Annotated in this window: 15 protein-coding genes; 10 read left to right on the forward strand and 5 right to left on the reverse strand. The window is 61.5% G+C overall.

Annotated elements, in window-relative coordinates; translation table 11 throughout:
- Nucleotides 1-61 precede the first annotated feature (61 nt).
- Entirely contained in the window at nt 62-934 is an 873-nt protein-coding gene (locus tag ACTAQJ_RS08830; RefSeq protein ID WP_431119402.1) for an NAD-dependent epimerase/dehydratase family protein, read from the forward strand.
- A gap of 85 nt (nt 935-1019) precedes the next feature.
- Here the strand turns inward: ACTAQJ_RS08830 and ACTAQJ_RS08835 are convergent, their stop codons facing one another.
- Genes ACTAQJ_RS08835 through pdhA form a run of 3 tightly spaced genes read right to left on the reverse strand, consistent with a single transcriptional unit; the run spans nt 1020 to nt 4686 of the window.
- The gene (locus ACTAQJ_RS08835) at nt 1020-2510 is read right to left on the reverse strand and encodes a dihydrolipoamide acetyltransferase family protein (protein ID WP_431119401.1); all 1491 of its coding nucleotides are present in this window, start codon (nt 2508-2510) and stop codon (nt 1020-1022) included.
- Entirely contained in the window at nt 2507-3517 is a 1011-nt protein-coding gene (locus ACTAQJ_RS08840) for an alpha-ketoacid dehydrogenase subunit beta (RefSeq protein WP_431119400.1), read from the reverse strand. Before ACTAQJ_RS08840 ends, ACTAQJ_RS08835 begins: the two co-directional genes overlap by 4 nt.
- Entirely contained in the window at nt 3517-4686 is a 1170-nt protein-coding gene (pdhA, locus tag ACTAQJ_RS08845; protein ID WP_431119398.1) for a pyruvate dehydrogenase (acetyl-transferring) E1 component subunit alpha, read from the reverse strand. The genes ACTAQJ_RS08840 and pdhA overlap by 1 nt, the downstream gene beginning before the upstream one ends.
- 194 nt (nt 4687-4880) lie before the next feature.
- On the opposite strand from pdhA, the gene ACTAQJ_RS08850 reads away from it, so the two are divergent.
- The 5 genes from ACTAQJ_RS08850 (at nt 4881) to ACTAQJ_RS08870 (ending at nt 8515) form a co-directional block, all read left to right on the forward strand.
- Nucleotides 4881-5351: an Lrp/AsnC family transcriptional regulator gene (locus tag ACTAQJ_RS08850; RefSeq protein WP_431119396.1), complete on the forward strand. Its 471-nt coding sequence runs from the start codon at nt 4881-4883 to the stop codon at nt 5349-5351.
- A gap of 56 nt (nt 5352-5407) precedes the next feature.
- Nucleotides 5408-6235, forward strand: a complete 828-nt coding sequence (locus tag ACTAQJ_RS08855; RefSeq protein WP_431119395.1) for a DUF3824 domain-containing protein — start codon at nt 5408-5410, stop codon at nt 6233-6235.
- Between the two features lie 130 nt (nt 6236-6365).
- Entirely contained in the window at nt 6366-6773 is a 408-nt protein-coding gene (locus tag ACTAQJ_RS08860; protein WP_431119394.1) for a DUF4383 domain-containing protein, read from the forward strand.
- A 44-nt stretch (nt 6774-6817) separates the two neighbouring features.
- Complete coding sequence (locus ACTAQJ_RS08865) at nt 6818-7417, forward strand: hypothetical protein (RefSeq protein ID WP_498701729.1); 600 nt, start codon at nt 6818-6820, stop codon at nt 7415-7417.
- A gap of 78 nt (nt 7418-7495) precedes the next feature.
- Complete coding sequence (locus tag ACTAQJ_RS08870) at nt 7496-8515, forward strand: PHP domain-containing protein (RefSeq protein ID WP_498701730.1); 1020 nt, start codon at nt 7496-7498, stop codon at nt 8513-8515.
- Nucleotides 8516-8610: 95 nt separating this feature from the next.
- Here the strand turns inward: ACTAQJ_RS08870 and ACTAQJ_RS08875 are convergent, their stop codons facing one another.
- Nucleotides 8611-10242 (reverse strand): monocarboxylic acid transporter, encoded by a 1632-nt coding sequence (locus ACTAQJ_RS08875; RefSeq protein WP_498701731.1) that lies wholly within the window; start codon nt 10240-10242, stop codon nt 8611-8613.
- Nucleotides 10239-10619, reverse strand: coding sequence for a DUF485 domain-containing protein (locus tag ACTAQJ_RS08880; protein ID WP_431119388.1), 381 nt, complete (start codon nt 10617-10619; stop codon nt 10239-10241). The genes ACTAQJ_RS08875 and ACTAQJ_RS08880 overlap by 4 nt, the downstream gene beginning before the upstream one ends.
- Before the next feature lie 242 nt (nt 10620-10861).
- Between ACTAQJ_RS08880 and ACTAQJ_RS08885 the strand changes: the two genes are divergently transcribed.
- From ACTAQJ_RS08885 to ACTAQJ_RS08900, 4 genes are read left to right on the forward strand one after another with little or no spacing between them, the layout of a single operon-like run.
- Nucleotides 10862-12064, forward strand: coding sequence for a sensor histidine kinase (locus tag ACTAQJ_RS08885; RefSeq protein WP_431119386.1), 1203 nt, complete (start codon nt 10862-10864; stop codon nt 12062-12064).
- Nucleotides 12065-12086: 22 nt separating this feature from the next.
- Nucleotides 12087-12806: a LytR/AlgR family response regulator transcription factor gene (locus ACTAQJ_RS08890; protein WP_431119384.1), complete on the forward strand. Its 720-nt coding sequence runs from the start codon at nt 12087-12089 to the stop codon at nt 12804-12806.
- Nucleotides 12803-13165, forward strand: coding sequence for a DUF485 domain-containing protein (locus ACTAQJ_RS08895; protein ID WP_431119382.1), 363 nt, complete (start codon nt 12803-12805; stop codon nt 13163-13165). Before ACTAQJ_RS08890 ends, ACTAQJ_RS08895 begins: the two co-directional genes overlap by 4 nt.
- A complete protein-coding gene (locus ACTAQJ_RS08900; RefSeq protein ID WP_431119381.1) occupies nt 13162-14628 on the forward strand; it encodes a sodium/solute symporter in 1467 nt (488 codons plus the stop codon). The genes ACTAQJ_RS08895 and ACTAQJ_RS08900 overlap by 4 nt, the downstream gene beginning before the upstream one ends.
- Nucleotides 14629-14720: the final 92 nt, after the last annotated feature.

A 14720-nucleotide genomic window follows, 5' to 3' on the forward strand; every position in this document is an offset into this window, starting at 1 on the left:
GAACCCATACCGAATCCGTACAGCAACAGGGTTGGTACCAGCCATTATCGAGGAGCGCACCATGAGGATTGCCGTAACCGGCGGAAGCGGAAAACTGGGCAGGAGCGTGGTCCGCCGGCTGAGACAGGATGGCCACCACGTGCTCAACATTGACCGTGCAGGCAAGAGGGGCCGCGGCTACGTAAATGTGGACCTTCGCAATTATGGACAGGTCCTGGACGTCGTCCTCGGCTTGGACGACCAACACAGCGGCTTGGACGCGATCGTCCATTTGGCCGCCATCCCCGCACCGGGCTTGGCCCCGGACGCCGCAATTTTTGAAAACAACATGCTCTCCACTTACAACGTCTTCCAGGCAGCCCGGCGGGCGGGCATCAAGAAGGTGGTTTATGCCTCCAGCGAGACAGTCCTGGGGCTCCCCTTCGATATCGACCCTCCCTACATTCCCGTGGATGAGGAGTACGCGGCTCGGCCTGAAAGCACGTACTCCCTCGTGAAACACCTCGAGGAGCAGATGGCCATCCAGCTCACGCGCTGGGACCCGGCGTTGAGCATCACCGCACTCAGGTTCTCCAATGTGATGGACCCCGAAGACTACGACGCCTTCCCGTCCTTTGATTCTGACGCCACCCTGCGCAAGTGGAACCTGTGGGGCTATATCGATGCCCGCGACGGCGCACAGGCAGTAGTTCGCGCCTTGGAGAAAGGCGCACCCGGTTTCGAGACCTTCATCATCGCCGCTTCTGACACCGTGATGAGCCGAAGCAGCGCCGAGCTTGCCGCGGAAGTCTTTCCCGGCGTCGAGGTTGTCAAGGAACTGGGCCAGCACGAAACGATGCTGTCCATCCACAAAGCCCGCAGGCTCCTGGGCTTCGAGCCGGAACACAGCTGGCGTGATGTCCACTCCAATCGGACCACGCCCACAGAAGACTGAACGCGCGACGACCCACCCCTTAGCCGCAGTTTCCTGCAAGCACTCGTAAAGGGGTGGGCCGGCGCAGCTTCCTACGTTCGTGAAGCTAGACCATAGTCAACACCATGGCGGGATCGGAAAGGATAGCGCCAAGGTCCGCCAGGAAGCGTGAGCCCTGTTCGCCATCCACCAAGCGATGGTCAAAGGACAAGCTCAAGGACATTACCTGCCGTACGGCGATCTCATCATCGACCACCCACGGCGCCTTCCGCACTGCACCCAAGGCCACAATGGCAGCCTCGCCCGGATTCAGGATGGGCGTTCCGGCATCGATCCCAAATACTCCGATGTTGGTGATGGAGAGGGTGCCGCCCGAAAGGTCTGACGGAGACGTCTTGCCGGCACGTGCGGTGTCTGTCAGGTCCGACAACGCTGTAGCAAGTTCCCGCAGTGTCAGGCGATCGGCATCCTTGATGTTCGGTACCGTCAGGCCCCGCGGCGTAGCAGCCGCGATGCCAAGGTTGACGTAGTTGAACTGGATGATCTCCTGGCGTGCTTCATCCCAGCGCGAATTCAACGTTGGGTTGTTCCGCAGTGCTATCAGGACCGCCTTGGCCGCGATCGTGAGCGGGGTGAGCTTGTAGCCCTCAAACGCTTTGCTGGCCCTAAGCCGCGCCAGCAATTCCATGGTCGCAGTGACATCGATCGTCAGGAATTCCGTCACATGCGGCGCGGTGAATGCGCTCTGCACCATAGCGGCCGCAGTGAATTTACGGACACCCTTGATAGGTGTACGCGTTTCACGCTCGCCGGTCGCTGCCGGCCCTGTTGGTTCTGCGCTTGTGGCTTCCGCCCCACCCGTGAAGTTCTGGACGTCTTCGCGTGTGATGAGTCCCCCTGGGCCAGTGCCGGGAACAAGCTGCAGGTCGATCCCAAGATCGCGCGCCAGCTTACGGACCGGCGGTGTGGAACGTGGACGCTCAGCCGTGGCTGCGTCAGGGTGAGGTGTTGACTCCCGCGGCACTTCCATGGGGCGAGCCTGTGGCGTTTCGGCTTGGACGGTTTCGGCTTGGACGGTTTGGACGTTGGCACGGACCCGGCGCGTCGGCCGTCCGGTGTGCTCGACGACGGCGCCATACCCCACCAGGTTCGGCTCACGTTTGGCGGGACTTGCGGCCGCCACACTCGCCTCGACTGGTTGCGACCCGCCGTTCGATACGCCGTTAGATCGAGACACGCCGTTTGATCCAGATCCTCCGTTTGACGCAGTTTCGCTAGTGGACGTCGGTTCGCCGGCAGCCTGATCCCCAGCGGCAGGTCCGTTGCCCCCATTGGAGGCTCCGGCGTCGTCCACTTCGAAGGAGACGATCGGTTTGCCGACCTCCACCACGGAACCGGGCTGCTCATGCAGGGCCGCCACGACGCCGGCGAAAGGCGACGGCAGCTCGACGACGGCCTTGGCCGTCTCAACCTCGGCGATGACCTGATTGAGGGTGACGGTGTCCCCTACTGCGACCTTCCAGCTCAGGATTTCCGACTCGGTCAGGCCCTCGCCAAGGTCCGGCAGCCTGAATTCCTTGATCATGGTGGCGGTCATCCTTCCAGTCCACTCAGGGAGTTGGGGCGGCCCAAGGTGCGGTCCACACCATCCAGAATCCTGTCCAGATCCGGCAAATGGTGCATTTCAAGCTTCGAGTAGGGATACGGAACATCGAAGCCGGTAATCCGAACGGGTGCGGACTCCAGATAATTGAAGCAGCGCTCGGTAATGCTGGCAGCAATCTCCGCCCCGAGGCCACCGGATTGTCCGGCCTCGTGCGTGATGACCAGCCGGCCCGTCTTGCGCACGGATGCTTCCACCACGGGGTAGTCAACGGGAGCCAACGAGCGCAGGTCGATGACTTCCACGGACACTCCTTCATCAGCCGCAGCCTGTGCCGCATCCTTGGCGGTCTTTACCAGGGGGCCGTAGGCCACCAGGGTGACGTCCGAACCGGCGTTGAGCACAGCTGCCTTGTCCAATGGCATCGCCTTGGAGAGGTCGATGGACTCATCGACGTCACCTTTGTCGTGGTAGCGGCGCTTGGGCTCGAAATAGAGAACAGGATCGTCCGAGGCAATGGCCTGCTGGATCATGGTGTAGGCGTCCTGCGGGTTGGACACCGCCACCACACGAAGCCCTGAAGTGTGCGTGAAATAAGCTTCCGGCGATTCTGAGTGGTGCTCCGGCGAGCCAATGCCACCGCCGAAAGGAACGCGGATGGTGATGGGCATCTTGACCCGCCCCTGGGTCCGGTAGTGCATCTTGGCCACCTGGCTGACGATCTGATCGAAAGCAGGATAAATGAAGCCGTCGAACTGGATCTCGCACACTGGGCGGTAGCCCCGGTAGGCCAGGCCCACGGCGGTTCCGATGATGCCGGACTCGGCAAGGGGCGTATCAATCACACGGTGCTTTCCAAAGTCCTTCTGGAGTCCGTCGGTGACACGGAAGACACCACCGAGGGAACCAATATCCTCGCCCATGAGGATGACTTTGGGATCGTTTTCCAGGGACTTGCGGAGGCCGGCGTTGATAGCCCGGGCAAATGTGAGCTTGGACATCAGAGTGCACCTTCCTCGACGGGCTGGCTGAAACTGTTCAGGTATCGCGAATAGTGATCCTTCTGGCGTTCAATCCAGGAATTGGGGGTGCTGTAGACGTGGTTGAAGACGTCCAAAGGCTGCGGATCAGGCATGTTGACGCAACTGGTACGTAGCTCGGCTGCAACGGCGTCGGCCTTGGCTTTGACTCTGCTTTCAAGGTCTTCGGTGAGCAGGCCTTTGGCGTCAAGGAGCCTCCGCAGACGGAGAATGGGATCCTTGGCAGCCCAATCCTCCAACTCATTCGGATCCCGGTATCGGGTGGGGTCATCGGCAGTAGTGTGTGGGCCCATGCGGTAGGTGACTGCTTCGATAAAGGTTGGGCCGCCTCCGCTGCGGGCACGGTCCAAAGCCCAGCGGGTAGCGGCCATGACGGCAAGGACATCATTTCCGTCAACGCGCAGGCTGGGGATGCCGAACCCTGTTGGCCTGTCGGCCAATTGAACGTGGGACTGAACCCGCACGGGTTCGGAAATAGCCCAGTGGTTGTTCTGGCAGAAAAACACCACAGGAGCCTGGAAACTGGCGGCAAACACCATGGCCTCGCTCACGTCGCCTTCGCTCGTGGCGCCATCTCCGAAGTAGGCAAGGACCGCCGTGCTGGCGCCGTCCAGTTGGACTCCCATGGCGTAACCCGTGGCGTGGAGGCTCTGGGAACCAATAATGATTTGGGGTGTCGCCATGTTGATCCGCTGGGGATCCCAGGAGTAGAGGGCGTTTCCGCGCCATACCTGGGCGATCTCGGAGACATGCGCGCCACGGATGTAGGCTACGCCGCTTTCACGGTAGCTGGGGAAAACAAAGTCGTCGTCCCGCAAGGAACGGCTCGAGCCGATCTGCGCTGCTTCCTGCCCCAGCAACGGAGGCCAGAGTGCCAGTTCACCCTGCCGCTGGAGGGCTGTGGCTTCGGTATCGATGCGGCGGATGACTGTCATGTCCTCAAACAAGGAGCCCAACTGCTCATCGCCGATGTCCTTGATCCAGAGATCAAATTCCGGGTGGCTGATCCGTTCGCCTTCCGGCGACACCAGCTGGAGGAGGTTGCCCCCCGTCCGCAAAGGATTTTGTGCACTTTGTCCGGGGCGCGGAGCGTCATTTTGCACTCCCTTGCCCGCCTTATCCGTCAACACAGGTGATCGCAACCTTCCGGCTAGGTTTTGCCGGCCCTGCTGGACTTGTGATCCAAGCGCAGACCGACCCCCTGGCTCCTTCGCCAGCGTTAATCGTGACCCTACTCACAAGACGCATCGGGTACAACTACCGTTGAAAAACTTGAGCATTCTGCCATGTTGGGAGCGGCCGTGCCGTGCTAATCTTGCGCATTATGCAACCTTTGGATGGCACTGACACCCGGCTCCTTTCAGCGATGGCAAAGGATCCCAGAGGGACCGTTGTGGCCCTCGCCCAGAGTCTTGGCCTGTCCCGCAATACGGTCCAGGCACGCATGGCCCAGCTCGAGAAGAAGCATGCTTTTCTCTCCTTTGAGCGGCGAATCAATCCGGTTGCCCTCGGCTACCCCCTCACGGCGTTCATCACCGTGCATGTCCAGCAACAGAAGCTCGCCTCGCTTGCCCAGGATCTTGCCGACATCCCGGAGATCCTGGAAGGCTTTGGCCTGACCGGATCAGCCGATTTGCTCTTGCGGGTGGTGGCGCTGGACGCCGAAGACCTCTACCGGATCAACGGCAAGATCCTTGCGTGCGACGGCGTTGACCGCACGGACACTGCCTTGGCGATGCGGGAAATGATTCCGTACCGGGTACAACCCCTCCTGGGTCGGCGCTCTGAAGGCTAAACCCCCGTTTTCGCCTGCCGTTATTACCCTTGTGGCCCTTGCCTGTGGAACTGTGAATGCGATTTGATTCAGATGGACGCATCGGGGGCCGGCCAGCGGTTTCCGGCTACGTGGTGGCGCTGCCGCAGGCTGCCGAAAGGGGCACTACAGTGAGCAACGCGCAAGAACCGAATGGTCGCGACGGACAGCGCAGCGGAAATCAATACGGTGGAAGCGAGTACGGCCAGAACACACCACCCGTCCCACCCGGTCCTGGGTACCCACAACCGAACGGGACTCCGCCGCAGTGGCAACAGCCGCCGTCGTCCCCGGACTCCCAAGGCCAATACGCCCCGGGACAGTACCCACCGGACCAAAACCCGTACCCGCAAGGCCAGTACCCCCAAGATCAGTATGCGCCGGGACAGTATTCGCCCGGCCAGTACCCGGGGCAGTACGGCGAGCAGTTTCCGCAGCCGGCCAAGAGTAGAAAAATGCTCTGGATTGTCCTGAGCATTGTGGCAGGAGTGATCGTCCTGGCCGTAGTGGGCGTCCTGGTGCTGGTGAACGTCGTGGGCGGCGCGACGTCGAAGGCGAGGTCTTTGGCTGACGAGTTCACCAACCTGGTGGTTTCAGGTCAAACAGAGCAGGCCTACGACAACTACCTGCACCAGGCCTTGAAGGACGAACTGGATAAGCAGTCCTTCATCGACGGCATAGCCAGCCTGGAACTTGATGACTCATGCAAACCCAATTACAGCTCGGTGAGCGTGAACTCGAACAACGGCAATAATAAAGCGGACATCGCGGGAACCCTGCAATGCAGTGGCAAGACCATCGATCTCAAGTACGTTTTCGAAGGGACCGACGATCTCAAAATGAGCAGCATCCGCCTCCGTCCATAACGGCGGAAAAAATATCCCGGTTTCCACCCATCCGCGTCAACGCATGGTCCGAATCACTGTTTGAGAACCCCGTCCGGGGTTCCACAGGACGGCCGGGAAACTCCCTGCCATCACCGGAAGGTTCGGACCAATGCGCACTTCGCCCAATCGCTTGATCGCCACCATCTTCGGAGCCGTGTACCTTTTGGTAGGCGTGCTCGGATTCTTCGTCACCTCGGGAACCGGGTTCTTCGCCACAGAAGGTGCCAACCTGATCATCTTCGCGGTGAACCCCCTGCACAACGTCATTCACTTGGCCATCGGTGCCGCCCTTCTTTATGCGGGCATGAACAGTGTCACGCTTTCCAAATCCGTCAACACGGCTGTCGGCGGCGTCTACCTGCTGGTGGGTATCCTCGGGCTGTTCCTCGTGGGAACTTCGCTGAACATCATCGCCCTGAACGGGGCAGATAACGTGCTGCACCTGGCCAGCGCTGTGGTGCTTCTGGGTGTGGCCCTGTCCCAGGACAAGGCCGTCGTCGTCTCAGCCCGCGCCTGATAGCGGAACCCCTGACCGCGAAACCATCGAGACCGAGGACAGCCATGGCAGTCAAACATCACCCCACGCTGAACGCGTCCGCGTTGTTGTTCGTTTACTTCGCTGCAATGGCTGGCGGGATGGTGGAGCTGTCCATTGCGGCCAGCTACCTCACAGAAGCTGGCGCGCCTGGCTTGGTGGTTCTCGGAGTGGTGGCTCTCGCAGCTGGCCTTGCCTTCCTGGCGTGGTCTTTGTGGGGGCTCCACCGGAACTCCCTCGTCTTCCGTCGGCTTGCCTTTCCCGCTCTGGCGGTTGCCGCCGCTGCCCACATCGGCGTCCTCGCAGGGGCTTTGGCGGCCAGTGAACGCTCTCTTGAAGTGAGCCATCTTGCCGCCCTGGGGCTAACGCTGATGGCACTTGGCGGAGGCGGTTGGCTGGGCCGGCAGCAAAAGACCAACGACGGCGGCGCCCACGGCCTGCCAAGGACCGGGCGGCTTCTGGCAGCCGCGTTCGGGGCCGCCGTCGTTGTTGCATCAGTGGCCACGCCGGGATTGGCCGCATCCATGGCCGGCCAACACGCCGTGCCCCACGGGGAGCACGGGGAACATGGACTGGCGCCCTCTGGAGGAACACCTCCAACACTGATTCCAAGCCGCCACCACTAGTGGCAATGGGCCCGGACCGGCTCACCATCAGCATTGCCCACTGTTGATGGTGCGCCCGGTCTCGTGGATCATGGAGCCATGGATCCCGTTGAGGCGCTCGAAGAAATCTCCTTTTGGTTGGAACGCGGCCAAGCCCCTACCTTCAAGGTCCAGGCCTTCAGGAAAGCGGCCGACGCCGTTCGGCAGCTTCCGCCCGACGAGTTGGCCAGGCTCGTCCGGAACGGAAGAGTCACCAGCCTGAAAGGTGTTGGGGACCGAAGCGCGGAAGTCATCACCCAGGCAATGGAAGACAAGGTCCCCGATTATCTGGCCGACCTTCGCGAGCGCGGAGCCGAATCCTTGGCGTCCGGCGGCGACACCCTTAAGGCTGCGTTACGCGGTGACCTGCACAGCCACAGCAATTGGTCCGACGGCGGCTCACCGATTGAAACCATGGTGGCTGCCGCCAAAACCCTGGGTCGTGAATACCTCGCCCTCACTGACCACTCCCCCAATCTGACCATCGCCAATGGCCTCAGCGTGGAGCGGCTTCAAAAACAACTCGATGTGGTGGATGGAATCAACGCCAATCAGGACGGCTTCCGCCTGCTCAAAGGCATCGAAGTGGACATCCTGGAGGACGGGACACTGGACCAATCGCCGGAAATGCTGGACCGGCTGGACGTGGTGGTGGCCAGTGTCCATTCGAAGCTGCGCTCGGACAAGAAGACCATGACCAAGCGGATGTTGGGCGGAATCAGTGATCCACACACCAACGTCTTGGGGCATTGCACTGGCCGTCTAGTCCAAGGATCGCGCGGCACCCGGCCTGAGTCCGAATTCGATGCCATGAAGGTCTTCACGGAATGTGCCGAGTGGGGAGTCGCCGTCGAAATCAATTCACGGCCGGAGCGGCAGGACCCTCCGGACGCGCTGATCAAGATGGCACTGGACGCCGGCTGCCTGTTCAGCATTGACAGTGATGCCCATGCCCCGGGCCAACTCGATTTCCTTCAATACGGCGCCGAACGTGCCGAGGCACTTGGGGTGCCAAAAGAACGGATCGTCACCACATGGCCTTTGGAACAGTTGCAGGAATGGCTCAGCCTCGAGAAGTGATTTAGTGGTCATGCCTGAGGGCTTGGATGACCAAGGGGCTCCCCCGCCGTTTGGCAGAAGGAGCCCCCGTGTTTGGCCCTGATTCTTGTTGAACTTTAGTGATCCACTGCTTTCTCTGCGCCGATACCCGTCAGCGAGCGGACTTCCATCTCCGCTTGCTTGGCCGGATCCTCGCGGCGCTTATCCAGGACGGTCCCCAGCCAGCCCAGCAGGAAGGCGAGGGGGATCGATACGATGCCCGGGTTGCTCAGCGGGAAGAACGCGAAGTTGGCTCCCTGGATCATGGACGTCTTCGCACCAGAGACCACGGGCGAGAACGTGATGAGCAGGATGGCCGACGCCAGGCCGCCATACATGCTCCATACGGCGCCCTGGGTGGTGAACTTCCGCCAGAACAACGAGTAGACGATGGTTGGCAGGTTGGCCGAAGCTGCCACTGCGAAGGCAAGAGCCACAAGGAAGGCGACGTTCTGGCCGTTGGCGAAGATACCACCCAGGATGGCCAGAATACCGATCACTACAACTGTGCGCCGGGCTACCTTGACCTCTGTGGTGGCGTCGGCTTTGCCCTTTGAGATGACATTGGCGTAAATGTCATGGGCAAAGGACGCTGCCGCGGTGATGGTCAGTCCGGCCACCACGGCCAGGATAGTCGCAAAAGCGACGGCGGATATGAAGCCGAGCAGCAGCGGCCCACCGAGGTGGAAGGCCAGCAGGGGTGCGGCAGAGTTGACGCCGCCGGGTGCGGACTTAACGGTGTCTGCTCCAACCAAAGCTGCTGCACCGTAACCCAGTACCAGCGTGAACAGGTAGAACAGGCCGATCAGCCAGATCGACCAGACCACGGATTTGCGCGCTTCCTTTGCCGTGGGGACCGTGTAGAAGCGCATGAGAACGTGTGGCAAAGCTGCCGTGCCCAGGACCAACGCCAAGCCCAGGGACATGAAATCAAGCTTGGACGTCTCCGTCTTTCCGTACTGCAGGCCCGGGTTGAGAACGTTCGGGTTGTTGGCGGCCTCAGCGGCGGACCCCAGCAGGTTGGACAGGTTGAAGCCGTAGATCGCGAGTACCCAGGCTGTCATGACGGCAGCACCGGCAATCAGCAGGATGGCTTTGATAATCTGCACCCACGTGGTGCCCTTCATGCCTCCGATGAGGACGTACATGATCATCAAGGCGCCGACGACGATGATCACCAAAGCTTGTCCGCCCCAGTCGCTGATGCCCAACAGGAGCGAAATCAAGCTACCGGCTCCTGCCATTTGCGCGAGGAGGTAAAAGAAGCAAACCGCAAGGGTGGAGAGGGCAGCCGCGATGCGGACCGGCCGCTGGCGCAGCCTGAACGACAAGACATCGGCCATGGTGAACTTGCCGGTGTTGCGCAAGAGCTCGGCCACGAGGAGCAATGCCACCAACCATGCGACGAGGAAGCCGATGGAGTAAAGGAACCCGTCATATCCGTTGATCGCAATGGCGCCCGTGATGCCCAGGAACGAGGCCGCGGAAAGGTAGTCGCCGGCAATCGCTGTACCGTTTTGTGAACCGGTGAATGAACGGCCTGCCGCATAGTAGTCCGCCGCGGTCTTGTTGTTCCTGCTGGCCCGGAAGACGATCACCATCGTGACCGCCACGAAGAGGGCGAAAATGCCCATATTGAGGAGCGTCGTATCCTTCAATGCGGCGACGTTGACCGCGGGGACAACGGTGCTGATGTGGTTGGTGTTCATTTGGCTGCCCCTCTGATCACATTGCCGTCCTTATCGAACTGGTGGCCCTCGATCTCGTTGCGGATCTCGGCCGCGATGGGGTCCAGCTTCCTGTTGGAGTAGCTCACGTACCAGGCGGTGATGCCGAAAGTGGTGACAAATTGGAGCAGCCCGAGGATCAGGCCGACGTTGATGTTGCCCCAAACTTTGATGGACATGAAGCCGACGGCGTAGTCGGCCAAGAGAACGTAGGCGAAATACCAAAGCAGGAACGCCACTGCCATCGGGAAGACAAAACTGCGGTGCCGCTTGCGCAGCGTCGTGAACCGTTCCGTCTGCTGGACTTCCTGGAAGTCCACGGACGCCGTTGCGTCTTGGGGTTGGGCCTCATTACCCATGGTTCCTCCTGATTGTGATGTGTCCACATCAGCTCCACACGCTTTGCCAATGTGACTGCAATCACTATCGAACGCGCCGTGCCAGCGGTTCCAGAGAACCAGCTGCCACCGTCGCCCAACGGTCAGGATGCTGCGCCGAACGGTGGGATATGCGAGAACGTTGGGGAAAACCCGGTGGGACGTGAGAGAACGTTGGGGAAAACGGCGCAGGATGTGAGCGGGCATCCCGATACGCTGGCTCTATGCCTGACTCCCCGCTCTTCACCGCAGCCGCGATCGCCGTGATCGTCCTGGCAGTCGCCGTCGTCGTGGGTGTTGGGCTGAAGGTAATCCGCTCCTTCCGGGACCTGGGCACGGATGCTGAACGGGCCACCTACAACACACTTCATGCTGCCTCGCGTGCGGGGCAGCATCTGCGTGGCGGGCTGCAGGCAGCCGGCGCGGCCAAGGCGAGCAAGCAACTGCGGATGCTCCTCGGCTGCGATGCATTGGCCATCACGGACACCGGTTCGGTCCTTGCCTGGGACGGAGTTGCCGAGGAGCTGAGGCCCTCCCTCATGCGTCTCGCCGCTGAAGTGCTGGCGACGGGACGGACTGCCGTGGTGCCCCACGCCGGGCATTCGGCGTCCGCAAAATCCGAGCACGGTCACCACGATTTCAGTGCTGTCATTGCCCCCATCCGTGCCGGCTCCAAAGTGGTCGGTTCGGTGGCAGCACTGGCGCCTGCAGCTGGCGCCGGGCTGGTACGGGCCACCAGCGAAGTGGCTGACTGGATTGCTGCCCAGCTTGAGCTGGCTGAGTTGGAGGCTTCGCGGACGCTGCTGATGGAGGCCGAAGTCCGGGCTCTTCGTGCCCAGATCAGCCCGCACTTCATTTACAACTCCTTGAACGCGATCGCTTCCTTCATCAATACGGATCCTGCCCGGGCAAGGGAGCTCGTGGTGGAGTTCGCCGACTTCACCCGGTACTCCTTCCGAAGGCATGGCGACTTCACTACCGTGGCCGAGGAACTGCGCTGCATCGACCGCTACCTCCTTCTGGAACGGGCCCGGTTCGGCGAGCGCGTGCAGGTGAGCCTTCGGATCGCACCCGAAGTGCTGAGCACCGTCATACCGTTCCTTAGCCTGCAACCGCTGGTGGAGAACGCGGTCCGGCACGGCCTTGAGGCGAAGGAAGGCCCCGGACACATCACCATTTGCGCCAATGATTCCGGCGCGTTCGCCGAGGTCACCATCGAGGACGACGGTGTGGGGATGGAACCTGAGCACCTGCGGTCGGTGCTTGCCGGACATACGGACGGTGAGCACGTGGGCTTGCGGAACGTCGATGCCCGCTTGCGGCAGGTCTACGGGGACGAGCACGGTCTCGTCATCGAAACGGCTCCGGGTGAAGGAACGCTGATCACCATGCGGGTCCCCAAATCCCAGCCCGGACATGACGCCTGACACACGGGGCTAATCTTTAATCATGATCAACGTGCTCGTCGCTGACGACGAACTGCCCGCCGTGGAGGAGCTCGCTTTCCTGCTAGGGCGGGATGCGCGCATCGGCACTATCCATCGGGCCTCTTCCGGGGCCGAGGCTTTGCGGATGTTGGAACGGGAGTCAGTTGACGCCGTGTTCCTTGACATCCATATGCCTGCCCTTTCCGGTTTGGACATCGCCCGCGCCATCGCGCGCAGCAGCAGCCCGCCCGCCGTCGTGTTTGTCACCGCTGATGAAGACTGCGCGTTGGAGGCTTTCGACCTCGCGGCCATTGACTATCTCCTCAAGCCGCTCCGTGCCGAACGGCTTGCACGTTCCGTGGACCGGATCAGCGAGCTGATCAAGGACGGCGCTCCTGCTCCCGAAATGATCACGGTGGATCTGGGAAGCACCACCCGCATGATCCGTCGCGATGATGTCAGCTATGTGCAGGCGCAGGGCGATTACGCCAGGTTGCACACGGCCGAGGCCAGTTACTTGATCCGCGTCCCGCTCAGCGATCTGGAACAGAAGTGGGCCGAAGCCGGGTTCATCCGGATCCACCGCAGCTACCTGATTGCCTTGGACCACGTGGGGCATCTGAAGCTCTCTGCGACTGCGCCCAGCGTAAGAGTGGCCGGCGCGGAACTGCCTATTAGCCGGCGCCACCTGCCATCGGTGCGTGACAAGCTGCAATCCACCCGCATCCGGCCTCAAGGATGACGCGCGTTCGGGTCACAGCACCACGCCAAGCAGCGATACCGGCCCCCACCCGGTTCCCTTACGGTGGCGAAGTCGCCGAGGATTCGGACGTGGGACGCGTTTTCGTCCGTTCCCTTATCCGCTCACAGTTGCGCCTCGCCCTGGTGGTGGCCTGCGGCTTCCTGCTGATCCTTGCTTCGTTCGCCGTGTTGCTGGTCTTCGGACCAGGGGTGGCTGAGACCAGGATCCTGGGCATTCCGCTCGACTGGCTGTTGCTGGGGCTGGGGATCTACCCTGTGATCGGCCTCAGCGCCTGGCTCTACAACCGCGCGGCTGCACGCAACGAAGCCCGATATCGGGACCTTGTGGAGGACAAGTGAACCCTGCTGTTGGCTTGGTCGCCTTTCTGGCAGTTTCGATCACGACGGCGGTCATTGGCTTCTATGGGCTGCGCATCTCCCGCACAACGGGAGACTTCTACGTTGCCTCACGCACAGTCCCGCCGTGGTGGAATGCTTCAGCGATTGGCGGCGAATACCTGTCCGCCGCGAGCTTCCTGGGAGTCGCGGGACTGATCCTGCTGTCCGGAACCGATGCCTTGTGGTTCCCTGTTGGCTACACCGCCGGCTACCTCATGCTGTTGCTTTTCGTTGCCGCTCCCCTGCGGCGCTCCGGCGCGTACACCATCCCTGACTTCACGGAGGCGCGCCTGGATTCAAGGGTGGTTCGACGCGTCACAAGCCTGGTGGTGGTGGCCGTCGGCTGGCTGTACATCGTGCCCCAGCTTCATGGCGCTGCGCTCACCATCCGCATCACCACGGGCCTGCCGTCGTGGGTAGGCTCGACGGCGGTGGTGCTGGTGGTGTGCCTGACGGTAGTGGCTGGTGGGATGCGGTCCATTACGTTCGTTCAGGCTTTCCAATATTGGCTCAAGCTGACTGCGTTGGCCGTTCCTGTGATATTCGTGCTCCTGGTGCTGGCTGGAAACGACACCCCGCACCAAGCCCAACTCCCGGTCAATCCCACTGGTCAGCCAGCCGCCAGCGCCTATCAGAACATCTCGCTCATGGTGGCATTGCTTTTCGGGACACTGGGCCTGCCCCACGTCCTGGTGCGCTTCTACACAAATCCCGATGGACAATCCGCACGACGCACCACACTGATCGTCCTTGGGCTGCTTTCCGTGTTTTATCTCTTCCCCACGCTTTCCGGCGCTTTGGGAAGAATCTTCGCCCCGGAACTTGCACAGTCCGGACAGGCCGATGCCTTGGTCCTGCTGTTGCCCGGCAAGCTCGTGGGTGGAACAGCCGGTGAACTCCTCTCAGCCCTCGTGGTCGCCGGCGCTTTTGCCGCGTTCCTGTCCACCACGTCCGGGCTGGTAGTTTCGCTCTCAGGCGTCATCAGCCAGGACCTCTTTGGAGGAAGCGTCCGGGGATTCCGCCTCGCAGCGCTGCTGGCCGCCGTCGTGCCTTTGGGTTTTGCTTTCATGACAGACACCCTTGCCTTGGCCGGAAGTGTTGGACTCGTCTTTGCCTTTACGGCCTCCACCATTTGTCCCGTATTGCTGCTGGGAATCTGGTGGCGTGGGCTGACCGATGCCGGAGCAATTGCGGGGATGGTGACAGGTGCGCTGCTGTGCGGCGGGGCCATGGTGATTGGCACTGTCATGGGCCAAGGCAACGCTCCTGCATGGCTGGCCCAACCGGCTGCGTGGACGGTCCCGGCTGCTTTCGCAGTGACGGTGGCGGTTTCTGTCTGGACCAAGAACCGTGTGCCGGCTTCCGTGAACCGCGTGATGTCCCGCCTGCACGTTCCGGAACGACCAGTGGCTACAGAACGGTGACCACTGGCGAAGGACAGACCACTGGCGAAGAAGACCACTGGCACTGAAACCGGCCACCTGTTGTCCGCGCATAGGGCAAGGTGGACAATGAC

Source organism: Arthrobacter sp. alpha11c, from assembly GCF_054149985.1.

Coding starts and splice junctions, on each gene's coding strand:
- ACTAQJ_RS08860 (WP_431119394.1), top strand. CDS start 6,366: ATGCGCACTTCGCCCAATCGCTTGATCGCCACCATCTTCGGAGCCGTG.
- ACTAQJ_RS08895 (WP_431119382.1), top strand. CDS start 12,803: ATGACGCGCGTTCGGGTCACAGCACCACGCCAAGCAGCGATACCGGCC.
- ACTAQJ_RS08865 (WP_498701729.1), top strand. CDS start 6,818: ATGGCAGTCAAACATCACCCCACGCTGAACGCGTCCGCGTTGTTGTTC.
- ACTAQJ_RS08850 (WP_431119396.1), top strand. CDS start 4,881: ATGCAACCTTTGGATGGCACTGACACCCGGCTCCTTTCAGCGATGGCA.
- ACTAQJ_RS08835 (WP_431119401.1), bottom strand. CDS start 2,510: ATGACCGCCACCATGATCAAGGAATTCAGGCTGCCGGACCTTGGCGAG.
- ACTAQJ_RS08885 (WP_431119386.1), top strand. CDS start 10,862: ATGCCTGACTCCCCGCTCTTCACCGCAGCCGCGATCGCCGTGATCGTC.
- ACTAQJ_RS08840 (WP_431119400.1), bottom strand. CDS start 3,517: ATGTCCAAGCTCACATTTGCCCGGGCTATCAACGCCGGCCTCCGCAAG.
- ACTAQJ_RS08870 (WP_498701730.1), top strand. CDS start 7,496: ATGGATCCCGTTGAGGCGCTCGAAGAAATCTCCTTTTGGTTGGAACGC.
- ACTAQJ_RS08830 (WP_431119402.1), top strand. CDS start 62: ATGAGGATTGCCGTAACCGGCGGAAGCGGAAAACTGGGCAGGAGCGTG.
- ACTAQJ_RS08880 (WP_431119388.1), bottom strand. CDS start 10,619: ATGGGTAATGAGGCCCAACCCCAAGACGCAACGGCGTCCGTGGACTTC.
- ACTAQJ_RS08875 (WP_498701731.1), bottom strand. CDS start 10,242: ATGAACACCAACCACATCAGCACCGTTGTCCCCGCGGTCAACGTCGCC.
- ACTAQJ_RS08890 (WP_431119384.1), top strand. CDS start 12,087: ATGATCAACGTGCTCGTCGCTGACGACGAACTGCCCGCCGTGGAGGAG.
- ACTAQJ_RS08855 (WP_431119395.1), top strand. CDS start 5,408: ATGCGATTTGATTCAGATGGACGCATCGGGGGCCGGCCAGCGGTTTCC.